36 protein-coding genes and 1 tRNA gene are annotated in these 25,905 nt (G+C 65.0%); 2 read left to right on the plus strand and 35 right to left on the minus strand.

The annotated features are described in order from the left end of the window. Window positions 1–54: 54 nt before the first annotated feature. The 23 genes from ACUYM2_RS02665 to ACUYM2_RS02775 form a co-directional block, all read right to left on the minus strand. The gene (locus tag ACUYM2_RS02665) at window positions 55–3,714 is read right to left on the minus strand and encodes a carbohydrate binding domain-containing protein (RefSeq protein ID WP_481598666.1); all 3,660 of its coding nucleotides are present in this window, start codon (window positions 3,712–3,714) and stop codon (window positions 55–57) included. Further along, window positions 3,711–4,763, minus strand: coding sequence for a hypothetical protein (locus ACUYM2_RS02670; RefSeq protein ID WP_481598667.1), 1,053 nt, complete (start codon window positions 4,761–4,763; stop codon window positions 3,711–3,713). Before ACUYM2_RS02670 ends, ACUYM2_RS02665 begins: the two co-directional genes overlap by 4 nt. Next, window positions 4,763–5,728, minus strand: coding sequence for a hypothetical protein (locus ACUYM2_RS02675; protein WP_481598668.1), 966 nt, complete (start codon window positions 5,726–5,728; stop codon window positions 4,763–4,765). The genes ACUYM2_RS02670 and ACUYM2_RS02675 overlap by 1 nt, the downstream gene beginning before the upstream one ends. Window positions 5,729–5,738: 10 nt before the next feature. Next, window positions 5,739–6,599 carry a phage tail family protein gene (locus tag ACUYM2_RS02680; RefSeq protein WP_481598669.1) on the minus strand — a complete coding sequence of 287 codons (861 nt, stop codon included), beginning with the start codon at window positions 6,597–6,599 and terminating at the stop codon, window positions 5,739–5,741. Continuing rightward, complete coding sequence (locus tag ACUYM2_RS02685; protein WP_481598670.1) at window positions 6,596–9,544, minus strand: peptidoglycan DD-metalloendopeptidase family protein; 2,949 nt, start codon at window positions 9,542–9,544, stop codon at window positions 6,596–6,598. Before ACUYM2_RS02685 ends, ACUYM2_RS02680 begins: the two co-directional genes overlap by 4 nt. Window positions 9,545–9,558: 14 nt before the next feature. Next, the gene (locus tag ACUYM2_RS02690; protein WP_481598671.1) at window positions 9,559–9,900 is read right to left on the minus strand and encodes a hypothetical protein; all 342 of its coding nucleotides are present in this window, start codon (window positions 9,898–9,900) and stop codon (window positions 9,559–9,561) included. Window positions 9,901–9,992: 92 nt separating this feature from the next. Continuing rightward, window positions 9,993–10,337: a hypothetical protein gene (locus tag ACUYM2_RS02695; RefSeq protein ID WP_481598672.1), complete on the minus strand. Its 345-nt coding sequence runs from the start codon at window positions 10,335–10,337 to the stop codon at window positions 9,993–9,995. Between the two features lie 32 nt (window positions 10,338–10,369). Further along, the gene (locus ACUYM2_RS02700) at window positions 10,370–10,522 is read right to left on the minus strand and encodes a hypothetical protein (protein ID WP_481598673.1); all 153 of its coding nucleotides are present in this window, start codon (window positions 10,520–10,522) and stop codon (window positions 10,370–10,372) included. Between the two features lie 89 nt (window positions 10,523–10,611). Then, a complete protein-coding gene (locus ACUYM2_RS02705; protein ID WP_481598674.1) occupies window positions 10,612–11,277 on the minus strand; it encodes a hypothetical protein in 666 nt (221 codons plus the stop codon). A 53-nt stretch (window positions 11,278–11,330) separates the two neighbouring features. Next, the gene (locus ACUYM2_RS02710) at window positions 11,331–11,735 is read right to left on the minus strand and encodes a hypothetical protein (RefSeq protein WP_481598675.1); all 405 of its coding nucleotides are present in this window, start codon (window positions 11,733–11,735) and stop codon (window positions 11,331–11,333) included. Next, window positions 11,732–12,031 (minus strand): hypothetical protein, encoded by a 300-nt coding sequence (locus tag ACUYM2_RS02715; RefSeq protein ID WP_481598676.1) that lies wholly within the window; start codon window positions 12,029–12,031, stop codon window positions 11,732–11,734. The genes ACUYM2_RS02710 and ACUYM2_RS02715 overlap by 4 nt, the downstream gene beginning before the upstream one ends. Before the next feature lie 339 nt (window positions 12,032–12,370). Then, on the minus strand, window positions 12,371–12,775 hold the full coding sequence (locus ACUYM2_RS02720; RefSeq protein ID WP_481598677.1) for a hypothetical protein: 405 nt from the start codon (window positions 12,773–12,775) through the stop codon (window positions 12,371–12,373). Window positions 12,776–12,780: 5 nt separating this feature from the next. Beyond that, window positions 12,781–13,104, minus strand: a complete 324-nt coding sequence (locus ACUYM2_RS02725; RefSeq protein ID WP_481598678.1) for a hypothetical protein — start codon at window positions 13,102–13,104, stop codon at window positions 12,781–12,783. Between the two features lie 66 nt (window positions 13,105–13,170). After that, on the minus strand, window positions 13,171–14,190 hold the full coding sequence (locus ACUYM2_RS02730; RefSeq protein WP_481598679.1) for a major capsid protein: 1,020 nt from the start codon (window positions 14,188–14,190) through the stop codon (window positions 13,171–13,173). Window positions 14,191–14,206: 16 nt separating this feature from the next. Further along, window positions 14,207–14,584: a head decoration protein gene (locus tag ACUYM2_RS02735; protein ID WP_481598680.1), complete on the minus strand. Its 378-nt coding sequence runs from the start codon at window positions 14,582–14,584 to the stop codon at window positions 14,207–14,209. A 21-nt stretch (window positions 14,585–14,605) separates the two neighbouring features. Beyond that, the gene (locus ACUYM2_RS02740; protein WP_481598681.1) at window positions 14,606–15,238 is read right to left on the minus strand and encodes an FtsB/FtsL family cell division protein; all 633 of its coding nucleotides are present in this window, start codon (window positions 15,236–15,238) and stop codon (window positions 14,606–14,608) included. A 69-nt stretch (window positions 15,239–15,307) separates the two neighbouring features. After that, window positions 15,308–16,105, minus strand: coding sequence for a VG15 protein (locus ACUYM2_RS02745; RefSeq protein ID WP_481598682.1), 798 nt, complete (start codon window positions 16,103–16,105; stop codon window positions 15,308–15,310). Between the two features lie 5 nt (window positions 16,106–16,110). Continuing rightward, complete coding sequence (locus ACUYM2_RS02750) at window positions 16,111–17,697, minus strand: hypothetical protein (RefSeq protein ID WP_481598683.1); 1,587 nt, start codon at window positions 17,695–17,697, stop codon at window positions 16,111–16,113. A 12-nt stretch (window positions 17,698–17,709) separates the two neighbouring features. Then, window positions 17,710–19,218, minus strand: a complete 1,509-nt coding sequence (locus tag ACUYM2_RS02755; protein ID WP_481598684.1) for a hypothetical protein — start codon at window positions 19,216–19,218, stop codon at window positions 17,710–17,712. Between the two features lie 10 nt (window positions 19,219–19,228). After that, complete coding sequence (locus ACUYM2_RS02760) at window positions 19,229–19,630, minus strand: hypothetical protein (protein WP_481598685.1); 402 nt, start codon at window positions 19,628–19,630, stop codon at window positions 19,229–19,231. A gap of 11 nt (window positions 19,631–19,641) precedes the next feature. Next, a complete protein-coding gene (locus ACUYM2_RS02765) occupies window positions 19,642–19,977 on the minus strand; it encodes a hypothetical protein (RefSeq protein WP_481598686.1) in 336 nt (111 codons plus the stop codon). 8 nt (window positions 19,978–19,985) lie between these two features. Then, the gene (locus ACUYM2_RS02770; RefSeq protein WP_481598687.1) at window positions 19,986–20,360 is read right to left on the minus strand and encodes a bifunctional DNA primase/polymerase; all 375 of its coding nucleotides are present in this window, start codon (window positions 20,358–20,360) and stop codon (window positions 19,986–19,988) included. Window positions 20,361–20,813: 453 nt separating this feature from the next. After that, on the minus strand, window positions 20,814–21,119 hold the full coding sequence (locus ACUYM2_RS02775) for an HNH endonuclease (protein ID WP_481598688.1): 306 nt from the start codon (window positions 21,117–21,119) through the stop codon (window positions 20,814–20,816). A 15-nt stretch (window positions 21,120–21,134) separates the two neighbouring features. On the opposite strand from ACUYM2_RS02775, the gene ACUYM2_RS02780 reads away from it, so the two are divergent. After that, window positions 21,135–21,494, plus strand: a complete 360-nt coding sequence (locus ACUYM2_RS02780; protein WP_481598689.1) for a hypothetical protein — start codon at window positions 21,135–21,137, stop codon at window positions 21,492–21,494. On the opposite strand, the gene ACUYM2_RS02785 is transcribed toward ACUYM2_RS02780, so the two are convergent. The 12 genes from ACUYM2_RS02785 to ACUYM2_RS02840 form a co-directional block, all read right to left on the minus strand. Continuing rightward, complete coding sequence (locus ACUYM2_RS02785) at window positions 21,481–21,702, minus strand: hypothetical protein (protein ID WP_481598690.1); 222 nt, start codon at window positions 21,700–21,702, stop codon at window positions 21,481–21,483. The genes ACUYM2_RS02780 and ACUYM2_RS02785 overlap by 14 nt on opposite strands. 192 nt (window positions 21,703–21,894) lie before the next feature. Next, window positions 21,895–21,986, minus strand: a tRNA-Cys gene (locus tag ACUYM2_RS02790). A gap of 195 nt (window positions 21,987–22,181) precedes the next feature. Then, the gene (locus ACUYM2_RS02795; RefSeq protein WP_481598691.1) at window positions 22,182–22,784 is read right to left on the minus strand and encodes a hypothetical protein; all 603 of its coding nucleotides are present in this window, start codon (window positions 22,782–22,784) and stop codon (window positions 22,182–22,184) included. Then, complete coding sequence (locus ACUYM2_RS02800; RefSeq protein ID WP_481598692.1) at window positions 22,781–22,999, minus strand: hypothetical protein; 219 nt, start codon at window positions 22,997–22,999, stop codon at window positions 22,781–22,783. Before ACUYM2_RS02800 ends, ACUYM2_RS02795 begins: the two co-directional genes overlap by 4 nt. Then, entirely contained in the window at window positions 22,996–23,205 is a 210-nt protein-coding gene (locus tag ACUYM2_RS02805) for a hypothetical protein (protein WP_481598693.1), read from the minus strand. Before ACUYM2_RS02805 ends, ACUYM2_RS02800 begins: the two co-directional genes overlap by 4 nt. Continuing rightward, complete coding sequence (locus tag ACUYM2_RS02810; RefSeq protein ID WP_481598694.1) at window positions 23,205–23,621, minus strand: RusA family crossover junction endodeoxyribonuclease; 417 nt, start codon at window positions 23,619–23,621, stop codon at window positions 23,205–23,207. Before ACUYM2_RS02810 ends, ACUYM2_RS02805 begins: the two co-directional genes overlap by 1 nt. After that, window positions 23,618–23,869, minus strand: a complete 252-nt coding sequence (locus ACUYM2_RS02815) for a hypothetical protein (protein ID WP_481598695.1) — start codon at window positions 23,867–23,869, stop codon at window positions 23,618–23,620. The genes ACUYM2_RS02810 and ACUYM2_RS02815 overlap by 4 nt, the downstream gene beginning before the upstream one ends. Then, window positions 23,866–24,051, minus strand: coding sequence for a hypothetical protein (locus ACUYM2_RS02820; protein ID WP_481598696.1), 186 nt, complete (start codon window positions 24,049–24,051; stop codon window positions 23,866–23,868). Before ACUYM2_RS02820 ends, ACUYM2_RS02815 begins: the two co-directional genes overlap by 4 nt. Before the next feature lie 4 nt (window positions 24,052–24,055). Continuing rightward, window positions 24,056–24,304: a hypothetical protein gene (locus ACUYM2_RS02825; RefSeq protein WP_481598697.1), complete on the minus strand. Its 249-nt coding sequence runs from the start codon at window positions 24,302–24,304 to the stop codon at window positions 24,056–24,058. Next, complete coding sequence (locus ACUYM2_RS02830) at window positions 24,301–24,492, minus strand: hypothetical protein (RefSeq protein ID WP_481598698.1); 192 nt, start codon at window positions 24,490–24,492, stop codon at window positions 24,301–24,303. The genes ACUYM2_RS02825 and ACUYM2_RS02830 overlap by 4 nt, the downstream gene beginning before the upstream one ends. 83 nt (window positions 24,493–24,575) lie before the next feature. Further along, window positions 24,576–24,947 (minus strand): hypothetical protein, encoded by a 372-nt coding sequence (locus ACUYM2_RS02835; protein WP_481598699.1) that lies wholly within the window; start codon window positions 24,945–24,947, stop codon window positions 24,576–24,578. Window positions 24,948–25,148: 201 nt separating this feature from the next. Next, entirely contained in the window at window positions 25,149–25,637 is a 489-nt protein-coding gene (locus tag ACUYM2_RS02840) for a hypothetical protein (protein ID WP_481598700.1), read from the minus strand. Between the two features lie 58 nt (window positions 25,638–25,695). Between ACUYM2_RS02840 and ACUYM2_RS02845 the strand changes: the two genes are divergently transcribed. Next, window positions 25,696–25,899, plus strand: coding sequence for a hypothetical protein (locus ACUYM2_RS02845; RefSeq protein ID WP_481598701.1), 204 nt, complete (start codon window positions 25,696–25,698; stop codon window positions 25,897–25,899). Window positions 25,900–25,905 lie beyond the last annotated feature (6 nt).

The following is a 25,905-nucleotide window of genomic DNA, read 5'->3' on the forward strand; positions in this document are numbered from 1 at the left end:
TCTCCTCTCATGGCTGCGGCGCCCCCGTTGCCGGAGGCGCCGCAGCTGGTGTTCTTACTTCGTCCAGGTGATCCGCAGCCGTGCGTCGTGCGCGTAGCCGTAGCGTTCGAGCCCGCCGCCGGATCCGCCGAGGGTGAAGCCCCGGTGTGTCCCGGACGCCCAACCCGCGTAAGTGGAGGACGACATTTTGATCCACTTGCCTGCCGCCCTGGGCCAGCCGTTGACGACCGCGTGCGAGTAGGTTTTCGCCGGCTTCGTGGCGGGGACGCCCAGCTGGCCGTGGAGGCCGATGTAGGCGTTGCCGCCGGCGCCGTACCACCAGAAGTCGTAGTACACATAGACCCACACGCCGGTGACGGTGCCGCCGCCGATCTCGGACTTCACGTCCGGGAAAACGGCAATGGACATGAGGTCGCCGTTCGAGCTGATCGGCCCGTTGCCGCTGTACATGTGGGGGCTGTAGTTGTACTGGCCGCCGCTGCCTAGGTAGGACTGGATCGCGTTGGCCGGCCACGTCTTGTCGTAGTTCTTCTTCGACACTGGTGCGGTGGTCTCGCCGCCGGTGCTGCCGCCGGAGGCCGCGTTCGAGGTGCCGTTGCGGTCCTCCCCGGTCTCGGGGACCGAGGGCCCCATATCGGTCACGGTGAGGAACACCGACCGGCCGCCGCCGGTGGTGATCTTCGCCCGTCCGGTGGACTCCACGCCGTAGGACAGCAGCAACGCCATCGTCCCGTCAGCCGAAGGCGTTACCAGACGGTTGATGGTCGCCGGGTTCCGCTTCGCCGTGGACCAGCCCGAAGGCACGGAGCTGGCCGCCATGATGATCGGGTCCGACGTCGTCGCTGCCCGGTCCGCGCCGGACTGGTAGTGGAGGTTCACGACCGCGTCCGAGTTCGCGCTGTCCGAGGTGACGCCGATGGGGCTGGTCTGAACCATGTAGGCGCGGCCGCCGCGGATCCCATCGACCTGAAGGCTCAGGTAGGGGTGCGGTGTTGTGCCTGCATAGTAGAGGCCGTCGGTGCCTCGGCTGGCCCTGGCGATGATGTTGCCGCCGGCCTGGTCGAACCGTTCGAGCGCAGACGTGCCGGCAATGACCACGTCGCCTGCGACGTCGAGTTCCTGGGCCGTCATGCCGCCGGTGGAACTGATCGAGGCGACCAGCTCCTGGGCGGCGTTGACGACGCCGAGGTAGTCGTCGGTGTCCGTGCCCAGTCGGATCACTTCGACCGGGGCTCCTCCGTCGAGGCCGGCCGCCATGACCCGGAAGCCGTTAGGCGTCATCTTCGCGTGCGTCCCGTTCGGGTTGCCCGCGATGATTTCCGAGGCGAGGACCAGCAGCGCAACGAGCTTCTCTGCGGTGATGGCGCCCTCGACGACCATTTCGCCGCCAATGCGCGGCTTCATGGTGAAGCCGGCCACCCGAACCGTCGCGGTCCGTTCGGTGCCGTTCGGGTGGTTGAAGTAGAACGATCCGAAGTGCAGCTTATTTACGCCGGGGTTCGTCTTGCTGACCACGCTGTACTTGGTCCAGATAGTCGGCAGCGTGATGTTATTCATCGGGTAGACGGTGTCGGCGCCGGCAGACACTGGCGTACCTGGAATGCTGTTATTGGTTGTGCCGTGCCCGCCGGCCTGGTCCCGCAGTTCGATGTAAAAATTGGAGTTTGGCTTATCCGCCTTGACCCAAAATTCGACCAGGTACTCGGTGTCCGGCTGAACGTCCCAACCCTCGGACATGACATTGGTTAGAGTCCCGGCGGCTGCGCGGCTCCGCAGCGACGCAGGGTAGCCGGTTGGTTTGTCCGCCGTGTCGTAGGTCAAGTCGGTTCGCCACCCGGAGGCGTCGCCAAGTTCCAGCGCGCCGTTCGGGATCATGTTCGGGCCGGCGCCGACGAGCAGCATGCTGGTGGTGATCTTGTAGGCGTGGATCACGTCGGCCCACAGCTTGTCGATCACCGCTTGGCTCATCGTCGAATTGCTGGCGAAGAGGTTAGCGACGTCGACGGTCTGGAAGGCGGCTGTGGCGGCGACGAGCTTGTTGATCACTGCCTGCGCGATCGTCGCCCCGCCTGCCGTCAGGAAGCCGATGTCCATGTTCGAGACGTTGCTGCCCGAGACGGTCTGCTTTACCCAGCCGGACCCGGACCACTGCCACTCGGCGATGATTTCATTGCTGCCGTTGCGCTGCCGCCAGAGGTCGCCGGCTTTGCTGCCGGTGCCGGTGGCCACGGCGGTGCTGTAGTAGACCGTGCTCTTGGTCCCGGCCATCGTGAGGGCGTCCGTCGCTGTGCTCTGCGCGTTGCCGGCGGCCGTCTGCGCCGCTGCCGCCTTAGCGTCTGCCGCGGCTGCTGCGTCGAGCGCGGCCTGCGCCTCGGTGACGTCCACGACGAGCATGTCGTCCACGTTGTAGACGTTGTTGCTGGCGAAAATCCACGGCGCAAACCTGACGCTTACGGCGTCCGCAGTGGTGACGGTGAATGTGTTCGATACCTTCGTCCACCCGGTAGTGCTGATTGTGGCTGTATCGACGCGGCCGGTCGTGAACGTGGCGGTTCCGCCTGCCGCCGTCTTGGCCTGCACCACGAAACCGACGCCGGAAGATACAGCCTCGGTGCCGGTCCGCTTGAACCAGGCTTCCATGTAGTAGGTGCGGCCTGTGGCTCCCGCCGCCCACTCAGAGACCGGCCAAATGTTGCCGCCGGGGTTCGGCCCGATCCGCATCGCTTTCGTTCCAGACCGGGCCGGCCCGGTCTCCACCGCGTTGAATGCGCTAGTTCCCCACCCGTCGGACCCGGCTTCGAAGTCACCGTTCCGCACGAGGGACTGGCCGCGGGCGATGACCTGGGCGATTAACGCGTTCGCCGCGTCGCGGGCCGCGTCGGCCTTGCTCTGGGCGTCCGTTGCGGCCGCAGCAATAGCCGCCGCCTTCGCCGCGTCCGCCTTCGCCTGCGCGTCAGTCGCGGCCGTGCTGATGGCCCCGGACTTAGCTGTGCCGATACGGCTGTCAACAGTTCCGAGTTGCCCGAAGGCGTCCGCGAGCTGCTGGTCCGCGTCCTGGAGCCGGGTCTCGTGATCGATGAGGTCCGTCTCGGCGGTATCTAGCCGGCCGCCGAGCTGCCCGGCTTCGGTCACGACGCCGTCATACTTCGTGTCGAGGTCCGTCAGTGCTTCCTGAATGAAGTTCGCGTCTGCCGGCGCCGCAACGGCGACCGCCGCCACCTGGGAGGGTTCGCTCGCCTTGCCGGCGGCCGTCCAAGCCACCAGCACAACGTAGAGCATGCCCTCCTCCGCGACGATCGAAGCTACGTCGCCCAGCTCCCCGCGGATCGTCGCGAGCTGCGCTGCCGGGCTGATGTCGACGTCCGGGGTGTTGGAGGCGTGGACCGCGACGTGCTTGAAGTCAAGGGTGGAGACGTCGTCGTTTTCGAACTTGCCGGACCAGCGGACCTCGACGAGGCCCGGGGTGGACTTCAGCGTCGCCTTGACCGGAGTGGCCGGCTTCGGCCCGGTGGCCGGGAACGCGACGTGCGATCCGTCGGGCTGCTTGCCGACCGAGGACGCGAAGGTGCCGTCCGCGGTGAACTCGTCGATCGCGCCGTCCTCGATGGACGACTGGGCGAGGCCCGGCTTGCGGGACTGCAGAAGCTTGATCTGGCGGCCCTGTTCGGTCAGGGTGTCTGCCAGCCATGCGGCGCTGCGTCGGATATCGCTCATGCGGGTTCAACTTTCAGGCTCATAGTTCCGGTCGTGCAGTTGATGGTCTGTTCGGTGATGCGGACCCAGTCGTCGAGCTGCGCCCAGCCGGCGTTGCCCTGGATCCTGATTTCGTCGCCGGGCCCGAACGATCCGAAGGGCGCGGATTCGTGATCCACGACGTCGATCGATTCGATCGAGTCCGCGCCGCTGAGCCGGTCGAGGTAGGGCCTGGCGGCTGCCTGCGCGGCCGTCTTGGAAGTCAGGGATGAATCGGTGACGGTCTGGACGCGGCGCAGCCTGCCGGTCGCCGCGGTCCGCAGCGCCCCGGACGTGATCTTTTTCCGGCCTTCGCCGGCGCCCATGACGAGGACCTCGGAGGCATACTCGCCGTCGGCCATCGGCGGGGGCGCGGTGACGTTGACGCCGACCTCGAAGCGCAGGTCCTCCCGGCGGGCCCCGATCCTCGGGTAGCCGAGCTGCAGCCGGAGGACGATGTTGTCTCCGTCCCAGGAGGCCCGCTCCCGGTATCGGAACGGGGTGTCGGCGGCGAGGTCGGCGAGGACCTTCCCGAGGTCGTCGGTGTCCCACCAGGCGAGCCGGAAAGGCCCGTCGGTGTTGTCCTTCGTCGCGGCCGTCCCGATCCGCACCGGGCTGGTCAGGGGGTCCACGGTGACGCCGAGGTCCCCGTCCGGGTGTGTCTGGATCTGCGCCCAAATCTTCCGGACCATGTCGAGCGGGTCCACGCCGGTGCCGGTGAAGTCGGGCCCGTCCCAGGGCAGCCCGTTCGGGTACATCGTGAAGCCGCCGGCCTCGACGGTGAGCCAGTTCCCGTCCGGGTTGAGCCGGTCCACGATCGCGGTGATCGGTTCCTGCCCTTCAAGCTCGGCGACCATCAGGGACCCCCACTCGCGGAGCTGGGCGCCGGTGGTGTTCCCTACCGGCAGCCGGCCCCTGATGGAGCCGGGGCCGTTCTCCGCCTCCGTTACTTCCGCGTCGATGAGCTGCAGGTCCCGGTCTACCCAGACGCCCGCGGGGATGGACAGTACGTGAAAACGCCAGCCGCCCATTACTGCGCCCCTTCGGAAAACTCCCAATCGATCACGACGGAGGTCTGGTAGTCGGCCGTCCACAGGCCGGTGCCTGCGGAGCGGGTTGCCTGGAGGTTGATGTACTGGTCAGTTCCGCGCATCGAGGAGTCCACGAGGTGGGTGCCGATCAGGGTGTAGTGGTAGCGGCCGCCGGTGTCCTCGGCGTCCTGGATGAGGATGCCGTTTTGCGCCGGCAGGCTGGAACCGAAGCCGGTTCGGATGCCGGCGCTAGTATCCGTCGCTCCGCCCTTGACGTACTTCACGCCGGAAAGGTGAGCGACGATGTCGACCCTGGTCGCCCACTCGGGGACCGAAACGAGGGGCCGCTGCGCCGCCTGGATCGGCCAGGACGAGTATCCGGCCGTCGGGATGGTCTGCGTCGCCGAAGGGAAAACGGTCACCATCGCCCGGTCCCGGCGCGGCTGCGCGACCTTGCGGAGGTCTGTGATCATCCCGGCCGTGATCGTCGCCGTCGATACCGGCAGCGTTACCTTCGCCAGGGCGATCGCCGGGTAGCCGAGATTCAGTTCGCGCGCCGTCTTGGTCCCGGCGGGGACGCCCTGGACGACGACGATCCGGCTGTACTGGAAGGCCAGCGGGCCCGCCGGTGCGGCGCCTTCATACTGGGGGTCGAGGACCCTGGCGATGATGAGGTCCGTCCGGCCGGCACCGGAGCCCGTCGGCGTGATCGCGACGTCCGTCTGGGTGGCGTTCCGCAGCCCGTAGGACTGCTGCCCTCCGCCGGCGTAGCGGTTCAGGATGATCGCCGCGCCGGTGGAGACCCGGACGGTCCCGTTGGCCACGGCCTGCGCCTGGACCTTTAGGTCGCCGAGCCCGACGATGCCCTCGGCTCCCCGGGTGCTGGCGAAGGCGAGGGTTCGTGCGACCTCGGGGCTGTGCTGCGCGCCGCCGCCGACAAACCAAGGGGTGCTGTCAAGTGCCACGGTGGGCCTCCTAGATCGATGTGTAGGCGTCGCGCCACAGCAGGGTTGCCGTGGCGGTGCCGGTGGGGTCGGTGCCTCCGAAGGTCAGTTCGGTGGGGCCGGGCTGCAGCAGTGTCCCGGTGAGGCGCGTCTTGCGGGTCAGGAGGCCCGCTGCCGGCGCCCCGTTCTCCCGGGTCACTGTCCCGGCCAGCGGGTCGACCGTGATGGACTGGTCGTAGGCAAGGGCCCCGGTGATCCCGATTTCGAGGCCGGCCGTTGAGCGCACCCACGGGTCCGTGATCGGCCCATGAAACCGGACCTTCAGCGGGGTTGCCGCGTCGCCGGCGTTGACTACCTGGCCGGCCCTCGGCGCGGAGGACCGGACCGTGGATAGCGGGGCCGCGAGAGGCGCCTGCAGGCCGCCGGTGGTGGCGGGGACGATGGTCAGGACGACCGCCGTTTCTTCCTCCTCGTAGTGCAGCGGGTCGAGGACGCGGAAGTCGGCCGTCAGCCGGCCCACGCCGAGGCTGGCGAGGACGTCTGCGCCCATGCCCTGGATCTGTCCGGGCCGGCCGTAGACGCGCCGCCAGCTGCCGTCCATCTCGTAGGAGAGCGGGACCTTCGCCGTCGCGTTGAGCCGGACGGCCGGGTCCTTCCAGGCCGCCTCCAGCGCCGCGGCCGTCGCCCTCGCCCCGCCCAGGTCAGCCCTGTTCGTGGAGAGGTCGAAGGCCCATGTCGCGCCGCCGAGGAAGTCCTGACCGGCAATGACGCCGTCCCGGCCGGGTGCCGGCTTATCGTCGGCCCGGTTCTCTGCCGGCCCCGGATTGAATCCGGTAACAAGCAGAGCCCCGGCGTTGCCGCCGAACTCGACGCCTCCAAATCGAAACATCATCGGCGTGCTCCCGCCCGCTTATTCACGCGCTGCTTGAACGTCACCGCGTCCATGAGGTCACTCACGGTTGCCTCCTGGGGTAGTTGGACGTGATAGGTGTCGCCGCCGCCGGCGCCGCCCTGAGTGGCGAGCCTGCTGATGTCGGCCCACTGCTGAGGGTTGAGGATCGCCTCCGGTTGGCCGGTGCGGTTCACGACCTGTGAGACGCCCGGCGGGAGAATCCCGCCGAGGTCATACAGTGCCGGCCCCGCCGCCGTGCCCTGCCCGCCGCCCGTGATGAGATCGGTGATCGACCCGAACAGCTTCTTGCCGACGCCGATGGCCATGTCCGCGATGAAGCCACCCATGGGGAACGCGCCCCGGAACTTCGACAGCAGACCATCGAGGATCCCGGCCAGCGGATTGAAGCCGCCGCCCGAGGGGACGCCGGCGCCCGACAGTAGCCCGAGCGGGTTGATGTCGTTCGGCCAGCCCCCAGCGAATGTGCCGAAGTGCAGGTGCGGGCCGGACGTGATTCCCGTGTTGCCGGACAATCCGATCTGCTGACCCTGCCGGACCATGTCGCCAACGCGTACGGCCATCGAGGAAAGGTGAGCGAACCACTCCTGCACGCCCGACTTGCCGTCGATGTGGATCTCGTTGCCGCCCCACACGCCTGGCGCCTGGACGCCAGGCCCCGACCACGAGACGCGGCCGGACTCGGTAGCGAACACCGGGGTGCCGACACCAGCGGCGAAGTCGACGCCCTTGTGCACACGGTTGTAGCCCTGCGTGATGGACAGTGACTTGAGCGGGTTCACGAACCCGCCGTCGCGGAAGCCGGCAAGCGACTTGGCCATGGCGTAAAGGTTCGCCACGCCTGCCCGCTTCGTCTGCTCCTTCGTGAACACGAACTCGCCGCCGTGCACGACACCCGCTGGCTCGTCCTTGCCGCCGTTGCCCGTGTACCCGCCAGTCATGAAACCGAGTGGAGGGATTCGCGGGATTTGCGGCAGCCCGAGGAGTCCGCCTATGTTATTCAGGCCGTTGATCAGCCCGTCGTTAATCACGGTATCGACAACGAACTTCACGGGCGCCTTAGCGAGATCCTGCAGCTTCCCCCATGCGGTCCCGATGAAGCCAACGCCCTTCTCGAATGCGGCGGGGACATCCTTCGTGATGAAGTTCCCGAGCGCGTCGAAGACCGGTTTGACGTGCTTCTCCCACAGGTCCCGGGTGAAGGACGCGATCTTGTCCCAGTTTGCAATGACGATCGCGGCGAGTCCGACGACCGCTGCGATTACCCAGCCGACTGGGCCCATCGCTATGAGCCACGCCGCGGCCATCCGGCCTGCCTGGAGGAGTGACTGGAAACCCATAAGGACCCAGCCGCCGACAACCCTGCCAGCGTTCAGCATGAACTGGAACGCCCCGGAAGCCGCAGAAGCCACCACAGAACCGACCCACACGGCAGCGGTCTTCGCCCCGGACAACACCGCCGCCGTAGACATAGCAACCCAAGCCGCCGCGACATACGCGGACTGAACGCCGTACGTTATTGCACCCTTGATTGCCTCGATCTTGTAGAGCGCCCAGATCGCAGCCGTCTCAGCCCCGGAAGCTATTGCCGCGGCCCCCATTGCAATCCACCGCCCGATGATCAGATACGACTGAGCGAGGTACACGATTCCGGCTCTGATCGCCCCGCCGGAAGTCAGTAGCCAAGCGGCCGCCTGCTGACCGGCCGAAACGAGCGCGGTGATACCCAGCCGGACGAGCGCAGGCAGCATCAGCACAGTTATGCCAGTAGCTACGTTCGCGATTGTGTCCTTGTTGTCTAGCAGCCACGCTGAGAACTTCCCCAAGGCCGGGATTACATCAGTCAGGATGAAACTCCCGAGATTTTGCAAATTAGGCAAAACGTCGGTCGCGACGTAACCAGCGAACTTCTGCATGGCCGGCACAAGCGTGTCTCGAATAAACACCCCGACACGCTCAATAGACGGGCCGAAGCTATCCGATACGAGCTTGCCGAAGTCCTGCAACCGCGGCAGCACATCAGACTTGAAGAAAGCTGCGAACTCGCCACCCTTCGTGATCGCCGTGTTCAGGAAATTACCGACGTTCTCACCGATGGTTTTCGCGCTCGCCTCAAAAGGTTTGAGCCAGTTGATCGCGCCAGTGAAGAAGTCGCGGATCTTCGGGTATACGCCTGAGAGCAGGTTCGCGCCGATGCGGCCAATAGCGGCCATCGTGTTATCGAATGCGCCCTGCAGTGTCTGACCGGACTTGAGTGCGGCGCCGCCGAGGCCCTTCTCCATGGCGTTTTGGAAGGTGGCGAAGTTGATCTTGCCGGCGGAAGCGAGCTTAACGGTTTCCTCGGAGGTTTTGCCGAGCTCCTTCGCCATGAGCTGCACGATGGGGATGCCGTTGTCGTTGAGCTGGGCGATGACGTCGCCCTGGATCTTGTTCGACGAGGCGACCTTGCCGAATATCGCGCCCATTTCTTCCATGCCGACGCCGGCGATGGTCGCAGCGTCGCCGGTCAGTTTCAGGGTTCGTTCGAGGTCTTTGCCCGGCTTTACCCCGGCAGCGACCGCGTTTGCGGCGACCGTGGCAGCCTCTCCAAGCCCGAACGCTGTGCCCTTCACGGACTCCAGAGCGTTGTCCATGATGCCCTTGACGGACTCCGCGGAGTGCCCCAGCCCAGACAGTGACGCCTTAGCGTTCTCGATAGCCTGCAACCGGCCGAAGCCTTTGGTCAGCGCCAGGCCAAGCGCGCCGATGGCGCCGCCGGCTACGGCCAGTGCGCCGACCTTGAACGCCCCGCCAAGCTTCGACCCCATGTTCTTGCCAGCCCGTGCGCCCTCAGTGTTCGCAACGCCGTCCAGTTCCCGCCCGACAGACTGCTGGAGGCCCTTGAATGATGGCTTGACGAGTACGTCAGCGATGCCGATCGTTGGCATGGGGCCTCCAGTATTTAGATGTCGTCTGGGGTGAATCCGAACTGACCGGCGAAAGCTTCGGCCCAGCTTCGTTCGGCCGCTTTTCTGGCGCGGTCTACCTCGGTGCGTGGCGACGGGAATGGCATCTCGGAGGCTGGCTTGTTGCCATTGACCACCATTAGGGCCTGCCGCAACGCTTTTACCTCGGAGATGAGGGCCTGGGTCATCGTCGCGTGTAGATCAAACTCGGATACAAGCGGCGCCCAAGGATCCGCTGGCTTCGGCATGGCCGCTATTTCCTTGGCGGCTTCCGGGTCGTTAGCGATTGCCTCGTTGAGCCTGCAGGCGGTGGGAAGGTTGTCGATCAGTTCGAGCAACGCAACCCACCGCCCGGCCGCGTACCATTCCGCAAGGTCCGTACCGAACTCCCGAAGAAGGTCGGCGCGGATCTGCGGACGGTAGCGGCGAATCAGCTCGCGGAGGCGGTGCCGTTTCCCGCGTCGCCGACAGTCTGCTCGTAGTAGTGGATGGCCGCCTGGACGACGGCGCCGAGCTCACGGATGGAAAGCTTCTCAGCCTTGAGCGCGGTCGCGTCGGCCGGGGTCAGCCACTTCTCAAGCGCAGCCCAGTTCGTCGCGGACTGATTCAGTGCACCGAAGACCTCTTCGGCCTCCGTGGACTCAAGCTCGAACAGGTCCGGGAAGGTGATGGTCTTCGATCCGGAGAGCGCCACGCGGAACGGGTCCGGCTTGGCGATTTCCTTCCGGAGCGAGGAAAGGGAAAGGTGGACGGTCGGCTTATCGTTTACGGCCATGGTGTTGCCTCCGGGTGTGAGGGGTTGGTGGGTTACTTGGGTTCGGTCTTGCCGGCGTCGGCCTGCTTGACCGCGGCGGTCTTGGCCTTGGCCTCGGTGAAGCCCTGGGCGCGCAGCTCGGCGGCCTCCCGGGGGACTGCAGTCTCGACGGTGGTGTTGCCGTCCTTGGAAGTGAAGCGGGGCATGGTGCCTCCCTAAGTCGTGCCGGGTGTTGGTGGAAACGGTGCGCGGCGCCACACCCGGAGGACGCCGCGCACCGTGCTAGTGGGGGAGGCTAGGGGGTAGCCGTGAAGCCGAGAGCGGCGGACTCAGCCACCGCACCAGTGCCGCCCATGTAGTGACGGACCGGGGTACCGATCGCCTCATCGGTGAAGACCTTGAACGTCAGCGGCTGCGAAACAGCATCCCCGGTGCCCCACTTCTGGGAATCCGTGGAGTCGAGCTTCACCGAGCCGTAGCCACGGCCAAGGATCCAGTTCTTATCCGCCGGGCCATCCGAGCCGATGATGAGCAGCCGGTACTCCTGACCGACCGGAAGATCCGGTTCATCGAACACGATCTCGCCCGACGTAGCCGCCTGCGTGACCGCCGTAAGGTCCGTCCCGTAGGTCAGCTCCAACATGTGCTTGCGGCCGGTTTCCAGCGGCGTCATGGTCACGCTGCGGGCCACCTCGGTGATGTCCGAACGTACGGGGCCCGAATAGCCGAGCGCGTTCACATCCTCGGACGAGACGTCGCGGCCGAACTCGTAACCGTCCGGCGTGACGATGCCGACCGGCAGGTAACCGAGGGCTTTGAGGTCGACCAGGGAACCGCCGACGTCGAACAGGGAATCGGGCAGCTCGACGGACGTAGGGGCGATCAGTGCGATCGCACGCTGAATTTTGCGGATCAGATTCCGGTTGTCCGAATCCTGCCGCTGAGTTTCAAAAGTTGGCATAGCGAATAGACCCCTTTCAAGGGCTCAGAGTTAGGTGATTCCCCGAACGGGGTTTAGAGGGGCCGGGACGTGACCAGGAAAGTCGCGGTAGCTTTGTTGAGCGTGTCGGACTGGTACGGGATGTCGGCGGGGGTGACGTCTTGCTCGATACTGTCGATGTAGCCGGACCCGGTTTCGATGTCGGTCCCGGTGATGGACGCGCAGATCGATTCGAGCGTGTTCACCGCGGCCTGGCCGGGCGCGTAGACCTCGATCGTTGCCCGGTCAACACGGTCCACGAAACCGCGGGTGCCGCCAGTCACGTAGATCAGCGCCACCGGGAACGGGCCAACCAGCGAGCCGTACTCGTCGGCCGGGAGTTGATAGACCGCCCGGACAGGTTCGCCCAGGTGAGTTGCTCCGCCGATCAGGTCGAACAGGCAATCGCGGGTGTCTGGGAAGACGAGAGCGTCGATCATTTCCCCCTCACCTCCATAGAGTCAGCCACGCGGAGCAGGATCGCGTCCCGGGTGTCGCGCCAGTCCTTGCGGGTTTCACGGACCACGGCGCCGGCCCGGCGCTCATTCGCCCAACCAGCCAGCACCGTAGCCGGAGCAGCTTCGTAATCGCCGCGCCCAACAGCATCAGCGTTCCCCGCGAGACGTTGCGCCGCCGATAGAGTCGCTTCGCCAGTCGCCGCGGCTGTGCCGAGCTCGCGGAGGCCGGAGTCGTCCGCCAAGTAAGAGCGCGAACCGGGGACCTTCCTGAGTGCCATCAGGCTGCCACCAATGCGACTTCCCAACCGAGCGGCCACTCGCCAGGGCGCCCATCAACCGACCACGTCCCCGCCATGCGTTCGCCGGCAGGGACACGGATCCGGTCAGCAGGCAGGAACCTGAAGCCGTCATCGTGATGGTCCCGGTACAGGGTCGCCGTGGAGCTCGCGACGTCCGATCGGTCCAACGGATCAGCTGTGGCCCGCGGTCCGACAATGCAGTCCGTCACCGGGATCTCCGACGCCGGCAACGGATTTCCTTTCGCGTCGCGGCCGCCGCCCCGGATCACGACGACGTCAGAGCGCCACGACCTGGGAAACCTCGAAACGATGCCCACATCAGCCTCCCGGGTGAATCGTCCAGGCTTGGCGCCGCGGACGGGATTTGCCCAGCAGCCGCTTGTCGGCGGCCGACAGGTAGATGCTTCCGTCGGCGTTGTGCACTTTGCCGCCCATCGAGAATGGGCCGGTGCCGAGCTGGAAGGTTTCGAGCCCGGCAGTAGGGTCATCCTCACTGACATCTATGGCGCGTTTGACCATGCGGCAGACAACCAGCTTCGGGATGTCCGGGTCCATCCCGCCGTCCGCGACCGGGATGGCGATCCTGGCATCGAGGTCCGGGTAGTTGCCTCGGACTTCGATGGAAGCCTCATGAAGCTTCTGCGCCGCCTCTTCGGAATCCTCGGTAGGGAGTGCCGGCCAGTGCAGCTGCAGGTCGACCAGTGTCGCGTAGTCGCTGGCCATGTCAGCTACTGCTTACGTGCGCGGCCGCGGCGAGCCGGAGCCGCGCCCGTGAAGTCCGGTTGGACTTCAGCGTGATGGTTTGAGTCTGCGCCCTCGTCGCCAGCATCGGCGGCGCCCGGGTCTACGCTCGAATCGCCGTCGCGCTCCTGCTCCTGCGACCCCGACTCATCGGAACCGTCGACCTCGCCCGGGTCGCCCTCGTCGCCGCGTTCGAGCACGTGCGACCCGACCTGGTCAATGGCCCATTCCGGAACCTCATCGCCCGGCCCGAAGTTGGCCGGCTGGTACGAGGGGTCCATCAGGGCAACGTGTGTAGAAAATTTCGGCACTGTGATTCCTTCCGCTCAGGGGGTTGCGGTGGGGCGCAGCAACCGCCGCGCCCCACCGAATGACGCTTAGAGGACCTTGGCCGCCAGCGACAGGTTCGCGTTGGCCAGGACCGGCAGAGCGATGGCATCAGACTCGACCGTCGCGATGTGCGGGATCGAGGTAGCCTTGTGGGCGCCCACGACAACGCCGGGCTGCTCGACGTCGGCCAGCTGGTAGTCGGCCTCCTGCGACGTCAGGGTCTGACCCCAGAAGGTGCCGCCGAGGTCCGAATCTCCGGCCATCGGATCGACCGGCGCCGGCAGCAGGAGCAGCCGGTCATCGGACAGGACACGCCCGCCGGAAGTGCGGCGGTCGTAGACGGTAATCGGCGGCAGGTCCGCGGCCACGAGGTAGTCGCGGACTTCGCTGGCGATGGCGGGGCGGGTTGCCCCACCGACCAGGGTGGTCTTGAACTGGTCGCCCGCGGCAAGGGCCGTCATTACGCGGCCCGACGTGACGATCGCGCCCGGCGCCTGCCCATCGTTAGTTTCCTTGTAGGTGGCTACCAGCGTCTGCAGGTAGGTCAGCCGGTCCACCGAGGACGTGGACCACAGGGAAGCGGCGGTCAGGGTGTGGCCCGCGGTGCGGCCGAAGTCGTCATCGAAGAGCACGTTGCCCTGGTTGACGGTCGCCCGGCCGGTTTCGAGCACGGTGCCGCGGAGACGCTCGATGCGGTCGGCGATGGCCCGGGCGACATTGCGCGCCTCCTTGAGGATGCTGTTGCGCAGCACCTCATCGGATGCGTTGCGCGCCCGCAGCTGGTCGTACTCGGAGATGATGCGCTTCTGCCCGAGGGGCAGCATCTCCAGTGTGACGCGCTGACCGGTGACGCCGCCGGCGATCTCCGGCTCGGCATCGAAAGCACGGAAGGATGCTTCAGCGACGAGGCCAGCCTGTCCCTTCACGAAACGGACGGTGATGTCGTTCACGAAGGTGTTGGGCAGCCATGGGGCGAGGGAGGCCTGGTTTACTTCCAGATCCTCAAGGGCCGTGCGGACGTAGCCGGTCAGCTCGGCCGGAGTGATGAGATCAGTCCAAAGTGCCATGATTCATCCCCCTTTCTTAGACGAAGACGATGGTGGTGGCGGAAAGCTTTGCCGCGGCGGCAGGCTTGGCGAAGGTGACCGGCAGGTTCGCGGTCTTGACCCGGCCGTGGTCGAACAGCGGCACGGGGAAGTCGTCCGTGCCGACGACCCGCTGGTCGGTGAGCACGAAACCGGCCAGAATACCGGCGTCGGTTACGGTCGCTTCCGTCGCGTCGTAGGGGACGAGAACGTCGCCGACCTTCGCGACAGGGGTGCCGGAGGGGATGTAGCCGTCCGGGTAGTGGGTGCCGGCAGTGAAGGTGGAGATGTCCAGCGTTTCGGTCCGCGCCTCGTTGACGGCGTGTTCGGAGCCGAGCCAAGACATGTTCCCGCTGCCGAAGGATTCGGTAGTCAAGCGAGGCATGGTGTGCCCTTTCTAAGAGTTCTTCTTGTGCTTCTGTTCGTAGAGCTCACGGCCGGCCGCAAGGGACCCGCCGCTCGAGTTGTTGTCGCCGGAGCGGTTACCGGATCCGGGGACCGGATCAGGCTTCGGAGCTTTCCCTTCGGCACGGGCGTACAGCTCGGAGATCTTCTTGGCGGAGGCCAGGTAGCTTGCCTCGTCGGTGCCAGTAACCAGATCCTGGTAGTCCTTGGGCACGGGGTGCTCAGCGAGGGCAGCGAGCCGGGCGTTGGTGGCCTTGAGCTTCGCGTTCTCGGCCGCCTGGTCATCCCGCTCCTTCTGGGCGCGCTGAATGTCGGACAGTTTCGCGTCCTCAGCGGCCTGAATCTTGGCTTCAGCGTCGGCTGCCCGCTTCTCCGCTGCAGCACGAGCGTCGCGCTCCTCCTGCAAGGCTTTGAGGCCGGGCTCCCGCAGCTTCTCATCGCCCTTGGCCGCCTCGGCAGCGGCGTCCGCCGCCACCTTGTCAGCCAGTGCCTGTGCTGCCGCCTTCTCAGCTTCCGTCTGGTCCTCCATGACGGCGTCCCCGAAGGTCAGCCGGTGGAAGTCCATCAGCGCAGTCAGTCCGCCAGGGGCGGTGATGTCAATGCCGTGGGGGAACTGCTTAGTCATGGGAAAGCTCCTTCGTGAATGCCGCATCGCACGGCGCAATAACCCTGCCCGCATCGCACGGAAGGGAACCTAGTGGGTGTGGACGCCGTCAGTGACGTGGTCCGGGAACTCGCGGCGGAGGGCGAATACGACGCCCTTTACCTGACGGTTTTTGTCTTTGGGGTCAAGGGAGTCCATGAATGCTTGAACTTCCGGGTCGGATCGGGAGCGATCTTGGGCAACCGAGTACATGTCATAGAAGTCGTCTGGGAGGTAGCCGCTCGGATATTCGTCGCCGCGGCCCAGCCTGACGACTTCGCAATCGCAATGGCCATGGAACTCGTTGTCCTCGCCGTACTTCTTGCTGCCCGCAGACTTCTCGGTTGCGTAGGCGGCATCTCGGGATGCCAGGACGAGGCAGAATGAGCAGGTCTTGGAACCCTTCGGCACCCGGGCCCACAGGGCGCCCTCACGGTTGGCGTTCCAGGCGATGGTGTCGCGGCCGTGCTGCTTCACGTACTTGTCCGTTGCCGTAAGCAGACCGCCGAGCATGGCCGCCGGTTCAGGGGACCACAGCTGCCCCGCCAAGTACCGGACCTTCTTCTCCACCCGATCCGCGGTAACCGAAGCAGTCGCCGGGGCGGTAACCCGAAAAGCTCCCGCAGCGCCGGACCCAGCCCGGAGCTCCTCGTACCAGTCCATGGCGAGCACCTCGGCAACCTGCCCATACTCTGCAACCAGCACGGGCAGGAAATCCAGGAGAGCGTTACGGACAGCCTCCGGCCGGGACAAATCGAGCGCTGCGAAATAGGCGGCCAACTCGTCCGCAACCCGGGCCGAAAGCTCCGAGGCCACCGAACGGTACCGCTCGATTGAATCGCGGTCCACCACGGCTAAGCGTCCTCACGGATAGTGATTGGGTTGCCCGGGATAAACGTCACCCCAGCAAGGCCGACCTGCTCAGCAGCAGAGTTCGCGTCCACGCCTGCGCGCCGGAGCGTACCCAGTGCGCCGGCCTTCGCGGCGAGCAGCTGCGCCTGCTTCAGCTGCTCATCCACAGGACTCGCTGCGCCGTCACTGAACACGGGCGCGTTGGACGACTTCGCAGCCGCCAGCAAGGTGTCCAGACGGCTCGCTCCTGCCTGATTCTTGCGGTACGTGTTCATCCGCTCGATCTGGCCCTTGTCCAGCCCGTAGACCTCCATAGCCACCTCGGGGTCGCCGTCGGGGAAGGTCTGAGTGAACTTCAGGCCAGCATCAGCCTGAGCAGCCTTCGACGCGGTGCCGGGGTCCATGAAGTGCGCCCGCAAACCGCGGAGCTCCTGCTCCATCGCCGGTGTCCACTCGCCGTGCCGCACAGAGAGCACGTTGCGCGCCAGATCGACACGCGACATGCCAATGCTCGGAAGCTCCGCCTCGACCACAGAGACAAGGTCGGACTCATTCGCCCGGATCGCATCAGCAGACGAAGGATTGTCATGGATGATGCCGAGATACCCGACCGGGATCGACGTCTCACTGGAAACCATGAGCCCGATCGTCCGGAGCATGTCACCATGCGGCTGCATGGTCGCCTGGGCCAGCTGCTGCAGCGTCGGCTTGACCAAGTCGCCTGTCTCTTCATCGCGGGTCGCCGGAAGCGCCCAAACGCCACCGATCAGGGCATCCAACGGCGAGATTCGCTTACCGTTCGCGTCCGTGAAGTGCTCTTCCTCGGCACCCAGCAACGCACGCTGCGGCCCGGAATAGAACTCCGCGTTCACTTCCTGCCGGAGCATCGTCCGTACAGCCATGTCCGTGTAGCCCATCAGCGGGCGGCTGATCCTCGAATACCCGAACGGTCGATCCAAAGCCCGGCCCCAGACGTACGGGGTGCACGTGACACGGCCGGGGATGCCCGCGTAACGCTCAGTGACCACCCAAGCCCTGTCCCGGTACTGGACGCGGAACGTCTCGCCCGGAAGGTAAAGGAGCGCTTCCCAGCGCCCAATCAATTCGAGCGCCATCGTCACCCGGTTAGTGCGGGCGTCAATCTCGGCCGTAGCTTCAAGCGCCGTTCGTGCCGCCACAATGACGTCCGACTCGCCCCTGCCCGTATCACCAGGCGTGACGAAAACGAACGACACAGAATGCTGCAGGGACGCCTCGATGGCCATGCGCTCAACAGCAGCGAGATGGTTCTCGCCGAAGACCTCATCGAGGTCATCCAGCATCGACGACGGCCGCCCCAGCGTGAAACCGTCCGGCCGGATGCGACGCGCCGGCACCTTGACCGCTTTGCTCGCCCAGCCGATAGCGACCTGGAAGTCCTGCATGTGCGGCGGGATCGAGAACCCGATCTTATCCAGCCGCTTTTTCGAGTCGTGATAAGACGTCCGCAGGCGGTTCCGGTCAGACTTACGGCGGATCACCGTGAGCATCCGATTGAAGGCCGCGGCCTCCGAGACACTCAAGGGGCGTACCAGCTCCTGACCTGCCAAGCGGGCCACCTCCTAAAAAACGATTGCGCCGCGAACCTTCTTCTCAGAAGCCTTCGGAATACGGCGGGCGAACTTCATCGCGCCATAGTGGGCGCAGGTCACGGCCACCGTCGGGGCCAGGTCAACGTCAAGGCTCGCCCGGTTCCACTTGAACGAGCCAGGTCGGTTCTTGATCGGATCCTGCGTGGTGTTCTTCGCGGAGTTGTCGAGGTGTTCCTGCCCGAAGTGAGTGACGGCCGGATGCTTCTCAACCGCCTCATGAAGCCCCGCGCACGCCTGCGTGTACTCATGGGCACCGAGGATGAAAACCTTCATCTTCTTCCGCTTCAGGTGAGCTTCCAGAAGGTCACGGGCCGGTGAGTAAGCATCAATGACCACCGGGACGCGTCGCTTGCACCGCTCCCACAGCCACTCAACCAAGGCCGTCGTCCCGCGCTCATCGAAAGGCGCGTCAGCGGCCAACTCGAGGTGGATATCGTCGCCCTCAGTGAACGTGGAGACCCCGATGGAAACCTTCGTGCGCTCCGGGTTCATATCCACGCCGTACGCCGCCACCGGCCACTCAGGATCCGGATCGTCAATCGCCCGCTCATCCCACTTCGTGAACGCCAGCTTCCCCGCGACCGAAGGCGTGGGCCACATGTTCAGGCGCTCGCGGGCGAACGACCGCGGCGAAAACTTGTGATGCTCGGTCTCGACGGTCCGGAGCTTGATGCGGCCGCCAAGAGCAGGGTTCGCTTCGGCCCAGTGCGTCCGGTCGGCCGTGAATACCCGCAACTCCTGCTCGGTCATCTTGTCAACGTCGCCGGCCGGGGAGTGCTCCACCCACGCCGACCGCTTGTCAGCCCCGGTGACGGCAGCGTTCCGGACCCGCACGAAAGGCTCACCGCGCTCCGACAAGTCCTTCGGGGGAGTTCCCATGTAGATCGTGATCGGATCACCGGACGGGGCGGCCGAGGTCGTCGGCTCCAGGGCCTCCTGCTCGTCCTCTTCGTACTCCTGTCCCTCATCGACAACGAGGACATCGAATGAGCTACCGCGGCCGGCGCCGCCAGTGCGGGCACCGAGCTCGATCAGTCCGCCGGCGTGGAGCTCGATGGCTTCCTGCCCGTTGGTCTTGCGGATCTCCTTGACCAAGGCGTTCAGCTCAGGGAACTTCGCGTGCGGGTCGTTGACCTTCGTGCCGAAGAAGTGCATGAGGCGCTTGAACGCCTTGCGAGCCGAACTCAGCAGGTGCGAGGTATGCAGGATCTTCATGTTCAGCGCCACCATCAGGTAGAGCTCAACGATCTCCAGTGCGCCGTTCTTGCCGTTCTGACGGGGGACGCTCAGCCCCCACGTCGAAGCAACCCAGCCTGCGTCGTCGGTCCGGAGCCACGCCCGAACCACCTCAGCCTGCCAAGGATCCGCATGGTAGTCGTAGCCCTCAGCGAACTCGATGGCCAGCTCCGCATGCCTCATGCTGTAGCCACGCGGAGACGGCGCCGTGTTGAAGCGTGCGACCTGCGAACCGACCAGCACGCCGCACCACCTAGCCGTTCAGTTTTTGAGTCAACCTCTGCAACGGGGACACATTGGACGGAAGGACCGTAGGAACAGGGGCCGGCGCCGCGGCAGCCTTCGAATCGGCGGGGGACAGCTTGGCCAGAATGTTCGCCAAGGCCGTCGCCTGCTGGCGAGCCTCAGCCAACGGCGCCGCGAACTTGACCTCGACGTTGATGTTCCGGTCGCCGTCCTCGTCAATCTCATCGAGGTGCAACCGGAACTGCATCAGGTTCAGGACGCCCTTGCCCTGAATGATGTTGTCCAGCTCGTCCAAGCGATCAGCCAAGCGCGCAGCCTCCAGCACGAGTGCGTTGCGCGGGGCATCCGTCGTGGCCATAGCCTGCCAGATCGCCGAACCGCGCTCACCAAGACCGGCCGGGTCATCCACGGCTGCACCTCCTAGTAGTAGACGACTGCGCCGTCCTTGGAAGTAATGATGGACGGCGTGAGATTCATCAGGTCATCGCCGCTGATGCGGTCGGGGACATACAGCCGATCGCAGCTGAAGCCGCGTCCCCGGGATGACCTGGCCGAGATGAACCAGACGCGCCCGCCATTCGTGAACTCGATCGACTCCGCGCCGTTGGTCCGCCGCACCTTCGCCCCATCGGCAATCACGTCAGCGACGCTCAGGAAGTCCTCTCGCACGAGTGCCTGCGAAGGTCCGATCCACGCCACAGTCTGGCCCTCAAAAGCCCTGCCGACGGCCGCGATGAGATGGTGCTTGATCGGCATGCGGTCTCCTAGAGCTTGATGGCGTTTCCCGTCACCGCGATGTAGCGGCCGACTGTGTAGCGTTCGATGTTCCGACCGTCGCGGATCTTCCGGCCCGGCGCTTCCGGAGCCGCGATGAAAAGGTGAACACCTTCTCCGGACTGGGACACCTCGGCGAAGATCACCGGCTCAGTCACCGAATGGATGTACTCGGCAGCCCAATCAGCCAGCACACCGCCGTCGAAGCAGTGGTCAAGATCGATACAGCCAATCCCGTCGCCGAGCACAAAGCCCAGACCGACGCCAGCTGACGATGCCCTGGCCGCCCGGAAGGTTGACCATGTGGCCGGCTCCGTCGAGCTGGCGGGCTTGCCGTCAACAGTCACCGGGCGCTTCGAGGACATGCGGCGCACCCAACGCGCACGCTGAGTCAACGCCGCCGGAAGAGCGAGGCGTCGGGACCGACGCTGCCGGCACCGCGCCGAACACGTCCGCGCCTGCGAACGATAAAGCCGCAACGGCCCCCCGCACTCCTCGCAACACCGATCTGACATGCTCCAATTCTACCGGAATGTCACACTTTTTCCCTGCAAACAAAGGGAAATACGCATATGCGAGTTTGGGGCCACGCCGCCCGCGAGAGCAAATTCGGCCGAGGCCAAAAAGCCCTACAAGCGGCCGGCGCGGCGGTCACGGCGGCACTCGGTGGCCGCGCAAATCGGGTCCGTGCCCGAGCATGGACTGCTCGGGGGGATATTTTTCGCTATGCCCGGGGAGCGAGGCGGCGGGGGAGGGGGAGGGTCATACCCCCACCCCTTCGATATGGGGTCTGGGATAAGGAAAAGCGTTATCCGCCGTCACCATTTCCGACTGGTTTTGAGGGGTTTCGCTGCGAGGATGGTCCTGGCTTTGGGTGCTGATCGATTGCCTTTGGACTGATTGCATTTGCGACAGCACACTAGGAGGTTGTCCAGGGCGTCCTGGCCTCCGTTGGCATGGGCGTGGATGTGGTCGGGCTCGGCGCTCGTCGGCGTCCGGCTGGTCACGTAGTCGAGGGTGACCCGGCAGTATGGGCAGCGGTCGATGCCTTGTGCTTGGGCGAGGTGGAGTGCGCGTTTCCGGACTTTCTTCCATTGGCTTGTGCCGGTGCGCGAGGTTGCCAAGTAGACTCACCTGCCATGGGACTAAAGGAGTGGGCTGCTAAGGCGCCCGTCGCAACGTATGGGATGCTCACGCTGTACAAGGACAGGGTGCGTTGTCTTGATTCGAAGCAGAAGGGCGAGTATCCGTTGGCTGGGGTGACGGCATTGGTGGAGTCTGGGGAGGCGTTGTCCAAGCGGGTGACGCTTACACGGTTCGCGGCTTTTGGTTTGATCTCGCTGGCTATGAAGAAGAAGTCGGGTGGTGAGTCTTATTTGCTGATCGAGGGCCCGGACTTTGCTTGGACGTTCGAGGTCAAGCCAGGCGATCAGCCTAAGGCCCAAGCGTTCGCTGCCAAGGTCCGATCGGCCGCTAAGGATGCTGTCAGCGCCGGGTGAAGCCGATGGGCCGTGATCGGTAGGCGCCGCCGTCATCGTCGTCGATGGTGCGCTCGCTGTATCCGATGTGGAGTTCGGGGCGTGAGGTGTAGGAATGGGCGTGCTCGGCCTGGGATGGGCCTGCGCCTTCAGGGTGGAAGTCGTCAGGCTCGTCCATCATTCTGGCTGAGGCTTCGAGCCAGGCGCAGATTGACCGGTAGAGCCTCATGCCTGCCTCCTGCTGTTGGTTGGTGATCTACTTGCTAGGCCGCGTTCTCGATTGTTGGTCGGCTTGCGTTCGATCAGTGGACTGCCCGGGACTCGAACCTGGGTGCATAAGCCAACACCTTGCGGTGTCTCCTTCAGTCCTGCCGGGTGAATAGGCCGGCGGTCTTACTCATGGGAGCGGCATGGGCCGCCGGGGACTCGGCTGGATTCGAACCAGCGACTTCCCATCCGGCTGATGCAGGCCTGCTAACCGGGGGACACTCTGTCCATCTGAGCTACGAGTCCATGTTGAAGCCCCGCCGTATGGGGGTTGGCGGGCTTCAAGGGTGCGGCCTCCGGACTTGCACCGGTATGCAGTCGACGCCGAAGCGTCTCTTCTCGCACGCGCCCGTCTTGTTTTGGGCAACAAAAAAGCCGCTCGGCTAGGAGCGGCTGAAAATTTCGAGACTTGTGACCTCGACGGGACTCAGCATATTTCACTCATGCAACTTCGGCAACATTCGACCTGGGCGTGTCGCTCGCCGCTCGGAGCCATTTGAGGTTGTCGCCGTTCCATTCGGCGCCGCACCCGTCGCATTTGGCTGTCCAGGTTGCGGGTGGCGCGATGGTTTCGTTCTCGTCGTCCCAGTAGTGAACGCCGATGCAGGGTTCCCGTTCGGGCCCGTGGAAGCGCTGCGAGCATGCCGGGCATGGGATGGAGGGGCGCCAGGGTGGGCGCTTGGCTTCGAGCATGTCGCGGATCTTGTTGATCCAGTCGAGCGTCTTCCCCTCGAGGTAGTCCTGCCACTCGGTGGACTGGATGGATGCCCATGAGGTGATGAGGTCAACGAGGGTGCCTTGGTATTCTCGGCCTGTCATTTCGAAGTGTTCGTTGAGGGCTTCGGCTTTGATGTCGTTTTCGATCTTGACGGCCGTGGAGTTGACGATCATGCCGGCGCCGCCGGATCCTCCGCCGATGGCGCCGAGGTTGGACCTGCATGCGGCGCGCAGTTCGGCGAGCATCGGTGGTTTGGACACGAGCGCGCCGTCTACGAGGGTCAGGTGTTCGCGGGTCAGCTGGTGGACGTGGTCGTTGAGGCTCACGAGTAGTCTCCGAGTTGTTCGATGGCTTTGGTGGCGAGGCGCATCATGCCGACGGCTTGGTAGTGGGGGATGGGTGAGATGCCCCAGATGATGCCGGCTGCTGCTTGGCCGTCGTCCATGTGCTGGTACGTGGCGATGATGATGACGCCGGTAACGATGGCGTCTTCGGGGATCTGGAGGTTGACCTGGGCTCCTCCGATGTCGAAGGCTGTCATTCGGTCTCCTTGGTGATGCTGACGAGCAGAGGTGCCATGTCGCCGATGGTGGCGGCGTTTATGAGCCTCTGGACGGTTTCGCGGATCTCGGTTGTCACGTCCCGTGCGGACACGTAGCCGACCTGCATCGTTGGGAATTCCTCCCACTCGCTCTCCACGATGGTCCGGCGCCCGTTCACTTCGAGCGTGATCTTGATGCTGGCCATTACGGTGTCTCCTTGGCTTGGCTGATGGTGACCATGACCCCGGGCGTGCCGTGGTAGGTCTTGGCGGCGGTGAAGCTGACGATGCGGGCATCGTCGATGATGACGCCGGGGATGGTGATCTTTGTCTTGCGGTTCTTGGTGGTGCTGAGGGAGTCGAAGACCGCCCTGGTGAGTTTGTCGAGGTCCGGCTTGACGGCGGGGAGGGCCCAGCGTGGTCGCTGCGGCCGGTGGAGCTGGAAGACGAGTGAGACGGTGATTGGGCCGTCCATCGGTTCGCCGTGGTGCTTGGCGAGTGTCGCGGCTCTGATGCGGTCGCGCCATTCCCGCAGCGGGGCTTTGACGCCGACGATGCGGCCGCGGAAGACGTCGACGGATCCTTGCGGGACGGGTGTGCCGGGAATGAAGACGTGGATCATCGGCGGCCGTCCCACATGGCCCGGGTGAGTGCGGTCTCCTGCCATTGCTGGAGCGACCATCCCAGTGCGGAGAGCACCGGGGTGAATGTCTCGTGCAGGGCGGTGCTGAGCGCGTTGCCGAAGTGTCCGAGGCCTTTCTCGTGCCGCTGCTGGTGCTCGACGGCCCGGAACTGGTCAGGGCTGGTTCTGCGGACGTTGCAGGGCTGGCAGGTGTATACCCAGCGCGCTTTGCCTTCTTTGCGGATCATGGGGTCTCCTGTGGTTGGTGTTCGGCGAGGACGAGCTCGTGGGGATAGAACCAGACGGGTGCACTGTCGAGCCCGCGGACGTGGAATTGGCCGGCTGCTTCGTCGTGGATGGCGCCGACCTGGTCGAACCAGCGGCACGGGGTGGCGATGACCCGGGCAGGGTCGCCGATGCGGAATTTCATGGCGTCACTGCCCGTCGCGCTGGGAAGTGAGGCTGGAGCTTCGGTGTGTTGCTGGCTTGCTTGGGCCGCCATCCCAGCTGGCGGTGAGGGTGACATATCCGGGGTCCCGCTGGTCGCCGTGGTGTTCCTTGATGCTGACGCGGGCTTCAGGCGGGACGGATCCGGCGAAGTCGCGGAGGGCGCCGGCGGTCAGGCTTCCTGGCACGTCCATGGAAGCGGTTGAAGTGATGCGGGGTGAGGTGTAGCTGCTCATTGGTTCTCCTTGGGAATGACTGAAGCCGCCCCGGTTGGGACGGCTTCGATGGTTTCGGCGCTGGCAAGGAGGTGGCCGCGGTCGTAGCGGGTGGCACATCCCGCGCATTCCTTGGTTCGTCCGGGCTGGGTGCCATCGCCGTACTCGTGGTAACCGACTTCGTCACCCGCGAGTGCCGTGTGGGTCAAGTAGCTCTCCCCGGGGTTGATACGCCCTCCACAGCCTTCGCAGCGGTGCGCCTTGCGGGCTTTGCGTATGGCTTTTGTGACCGTCATTGGTCGTCCTCGCTTTCTGGTTCGTGGTGTTTGCCGATCAGGTTGGCTGGCCGGATGCCGGCTTTGACGTCGGCGTGGCAGGAGCGGCAGCTGTGGCCCTCCTGCCCGATGTGGTCCTCGCAGGGCGGTGGCTTGGGCAGGTGCGCCCGGGCCGCTGCGGGCCAGTGCGGGCCGGGATGGTAGATCGGGCCCGGGGTCTGACAGGTCGACTCCATGGCCTTCGTTGTGGCCGCGATGATCAGGGCGCCCAGGCTGGCGACGTCGCGGTGCTTCTCGATGAGTGAGACCAGCGAAGCGACTGGCCAGTCCGGGCGGATCTCGTGGAGCAGGTAAGCGACGGCCCTGACTTGCTGGTCCGTGATGGTCAATGTGGATTTCCTTTCAAACCAAAAATTCGCGCCCTGGTGAGTTAAGAAACAGACTTGGTTGGCACTTTTAGGTGGAGTTGTGAAGGTGCAGGTGTTAGGTGCAGGTGTTACCGATGCCTTTCAAGACCCCTTCGGTAAACCCTTTCGAGGTGCTGGCGGGACCCTTTACCGAACCCTTTCCGGAACCATTTCGGGATGGGTTTATGCCGCTTTGCCGGAACCCATTTCGCGGGGGTTTATGGACCGGCTCGCCAAGGCATCCTTGAGGGCTCCCCAGCTGGTCCACTCCGGGTTTTCGGTCTTCAGCCGATGGAGTTCGTGGACGACGACGCCGCGGATCGTGCGGGACGACACGGAGGCGTAGGCCTTCGCGACGGCCGCGCCCATGTTCCGTTGCTTCAAGAGCCCGTCGCTGCGCATGAACGAGCGGACGAGGACCTCTTCTGTGTCCTCGTCCGCCACGATGTAGACATTCTCGATGAGCTCCTGCGCGGCGGATTCGAGTACGTCCAGGGTGAGGCCCTTCGCCTTTGGGACGATGCGTTTGAGTCGCCAGTCGACGACGCCGCAGTGACTCAGGTCGGCGTGCGTGGACAGGTGGATGAAAAGCCATTGGGCCATGGGGGACAGGTCAAGGAAGTCATCATCAACCCAGATGCCGACCTTGATCTGCCCGTACTGCCTAGCCATTTCTGGTCCTTTCTTGGCGGGGCACCGAAGTGTCTGTATCGGCTGCCATAATGGGCGAATGGGAAATTTTTCGAAGGTCTATACGCTGAGCTTTTCCGACGACGACAGCAGAGGCTTCAACCTCACGCTTGGGGATTTGACGAAGTTCGTCGAGCACGCCAAAGCCAACGGCGCTGAGGATTCGGACATGATCTTCCCGGAGCTGGAGCGCGAGGTCGAGGTCGTTGGCATGAGCATTCATGTCAACCCCGACCTTCCCTAAGTAGCC

The organism is Arthrobacter sp. SD1074B (assembly GCF_056780195.1).

Bases quoted from the DNA above. Each gene is read 5' to 3' on its own strand.
- ACUYM2_RS02665 (WP_481598666.1), bottom strand. From the start codon at position 3,714: ATGAGCGATATCCGACGCAGCGCCGCATGGCTGGCAGACACCCTGACC.
- ACUYM2_RS02670 (WP_481598667.1), bottom strand. From the start codon at position 4,763: ATGGGCGGCTGGCGTTTTCACGTACTGTCCATCCCCGCGGGCGTCTGG.
- ACUYM2_RS02680 (WP_481598669.1), bottom strand. From the start codon at position 6,599: ATGATGTTTCGATTTGGAGGCGTCGAGTTCGGCGGCAACGCCGGGGCT.
- ACUYM2_RS02685 (WP_481598670.1), bottom strand. From the start codon at position 9,544: ATGCCAACGATCGGCATCGCTGACGTACTCGTCAAGCCATCATTCAAG.
- ACUYM2_RS02695 (WP_481598672.1), bottom strand. From the start codon at position 10,337: ATGGCCGTAAACGATAAGCCGACCGTCCACCTTTCCCTTTCCTCGCTC.
- ACUYM2_RS02700 (WP_481598673.1), bottom strand. From the start codon at position 10,522: ATGCCCCGCTTCACTTCCAAGGACGGCAACACCACCGTCGAGACTGCA.
- ACUYM2_RS02705 (WP_481598674.1), bottom strand. From the start codon at position 11,277: ATGCCAACTTTTGAAACTCAGCGGCAGGATTCGGACAACCGGAATCTG.
- ACUYM2_RS02710 (WP_481598675.1), bottom strand. From the start codon at position 11,735: ATGATCGACGCTCTCGTCTTCCCAGACACCCGCGATTGCCTGTTCGAC.
- ACUYM2_RS02715 (WP_481598676.1), bottom strand. From the start codon at position 12,031: ATGGCACTCAGGAAGGTCCCCGGTTCGCGCTCTTACTTGGCGGACGAC.
- ACUYM2_RS02720 (WP_481598677.1), bottom strand. From the start codon at position 12,775: ATGGCCAGCGACTACGCGACACTGGTCGACCTGCAGCTGCACTGGCCG.
- ACUYM2_RS02730 (WP_481598679.1), bottom strand. From the start codon at position 14,190: ATGGCACTTTGGACTGATCTCATCACTCCGGCCGAGCTGACCGGCTAC.
- ACUYM2_RS02740 (WP_481598681.1), bottom strand. From the start codon at position 15,238: ATGACTAAGCAGTTCCCCCACGGCATTGACATCACCGCCCCTGGCGGA.
- ACUYM2_RS02765 (WP_481598686.1), bottom strand. From the start codon at position 19,977: ATGCCGATCAAGCACCATCTCATCGCGGCCGTCGGCAGGGCTTTTGAG.
- ACUYM2_RS02770 (WP_481598687.1), bottom strand. From the start codon at position 20,360: ATGTCCTCGAAGCGCCCGGTGACTGTTGACGGCAAGCCCGCCAGCTCG.
- ACUYM2_RS02780 (WP_481598689.1), top strand. From the start codon at position 21,135: ATGGGACTAAAGGAGTGGGCTGCTAAGGCGCCCGTCGCAACGTATGGG.
- ACUYM2_RS02785 (WP_481598690.1), bottom strand. From the start codon at position 21,702: ATGAGGCTCTACCGGTCAATCTGCGCCTGGCTCGAAGCCTCAGCCAGA.
- ACUYM2_RS02800 (WP_481598692.1), bottom strand. From the start codon at position 22,999: ATGACAGCCTTCGACATCGGAGGAGCCCAGGTCAACCTCCAGATCCCC.
- ACUYM2_RS02805 (WP_481598693.1), bottom strand. From the start codon at position 23,205: ATGGCCAGCATCAAGATCACGCTCGAAGTGAACGGGCGCCGGACCATC.
- ACUYM2_RS02810 (WP_481598694.1), bottom strand. From the start codon at position 23,621: ATGATCCACGTCTTCATTCCCGGCACACCCGTCCCGCAAGGATCCGTC.
- ACUYM2_RS02815 (WP_481598695.1), bottom strand. From the start codon at position 23,869: ATGATCCGCAAAGAAGGCAAAGCGCGCTGGGTATACACCTGCCAGCCC.
- ACUYM2_RS02820 (WP_481598696.1), bottom strand. From the start codon at position 24,051: ATGAAATTCCGCATCGGCGACCCTGCCCGGGTCATCGCCACCCCGTGC.
- ACUYM2_RS02825 (WP_481598697.1), bottom strand. From the start codon at position 24,304: ATGAGCAGCTACACCTCACCCCGCATCACTTCAACCGCTTCCATGGAC.
- ACUYM2_RS02840 (WP_481598700.1), bottom strand. From the start codon at position 25,637: ATGGCTAGGCAGTACGGGCAGATCAAGGTCGGCATCTGGGTTGATGAT.
- ACUYM2_RS02845 (WP_481598701.1), top strand. From the start codon at position 25,696: ATGGGAAATTTTTCGAAGGTCTATACGCTGAGCTTTTCCGACGACGAC.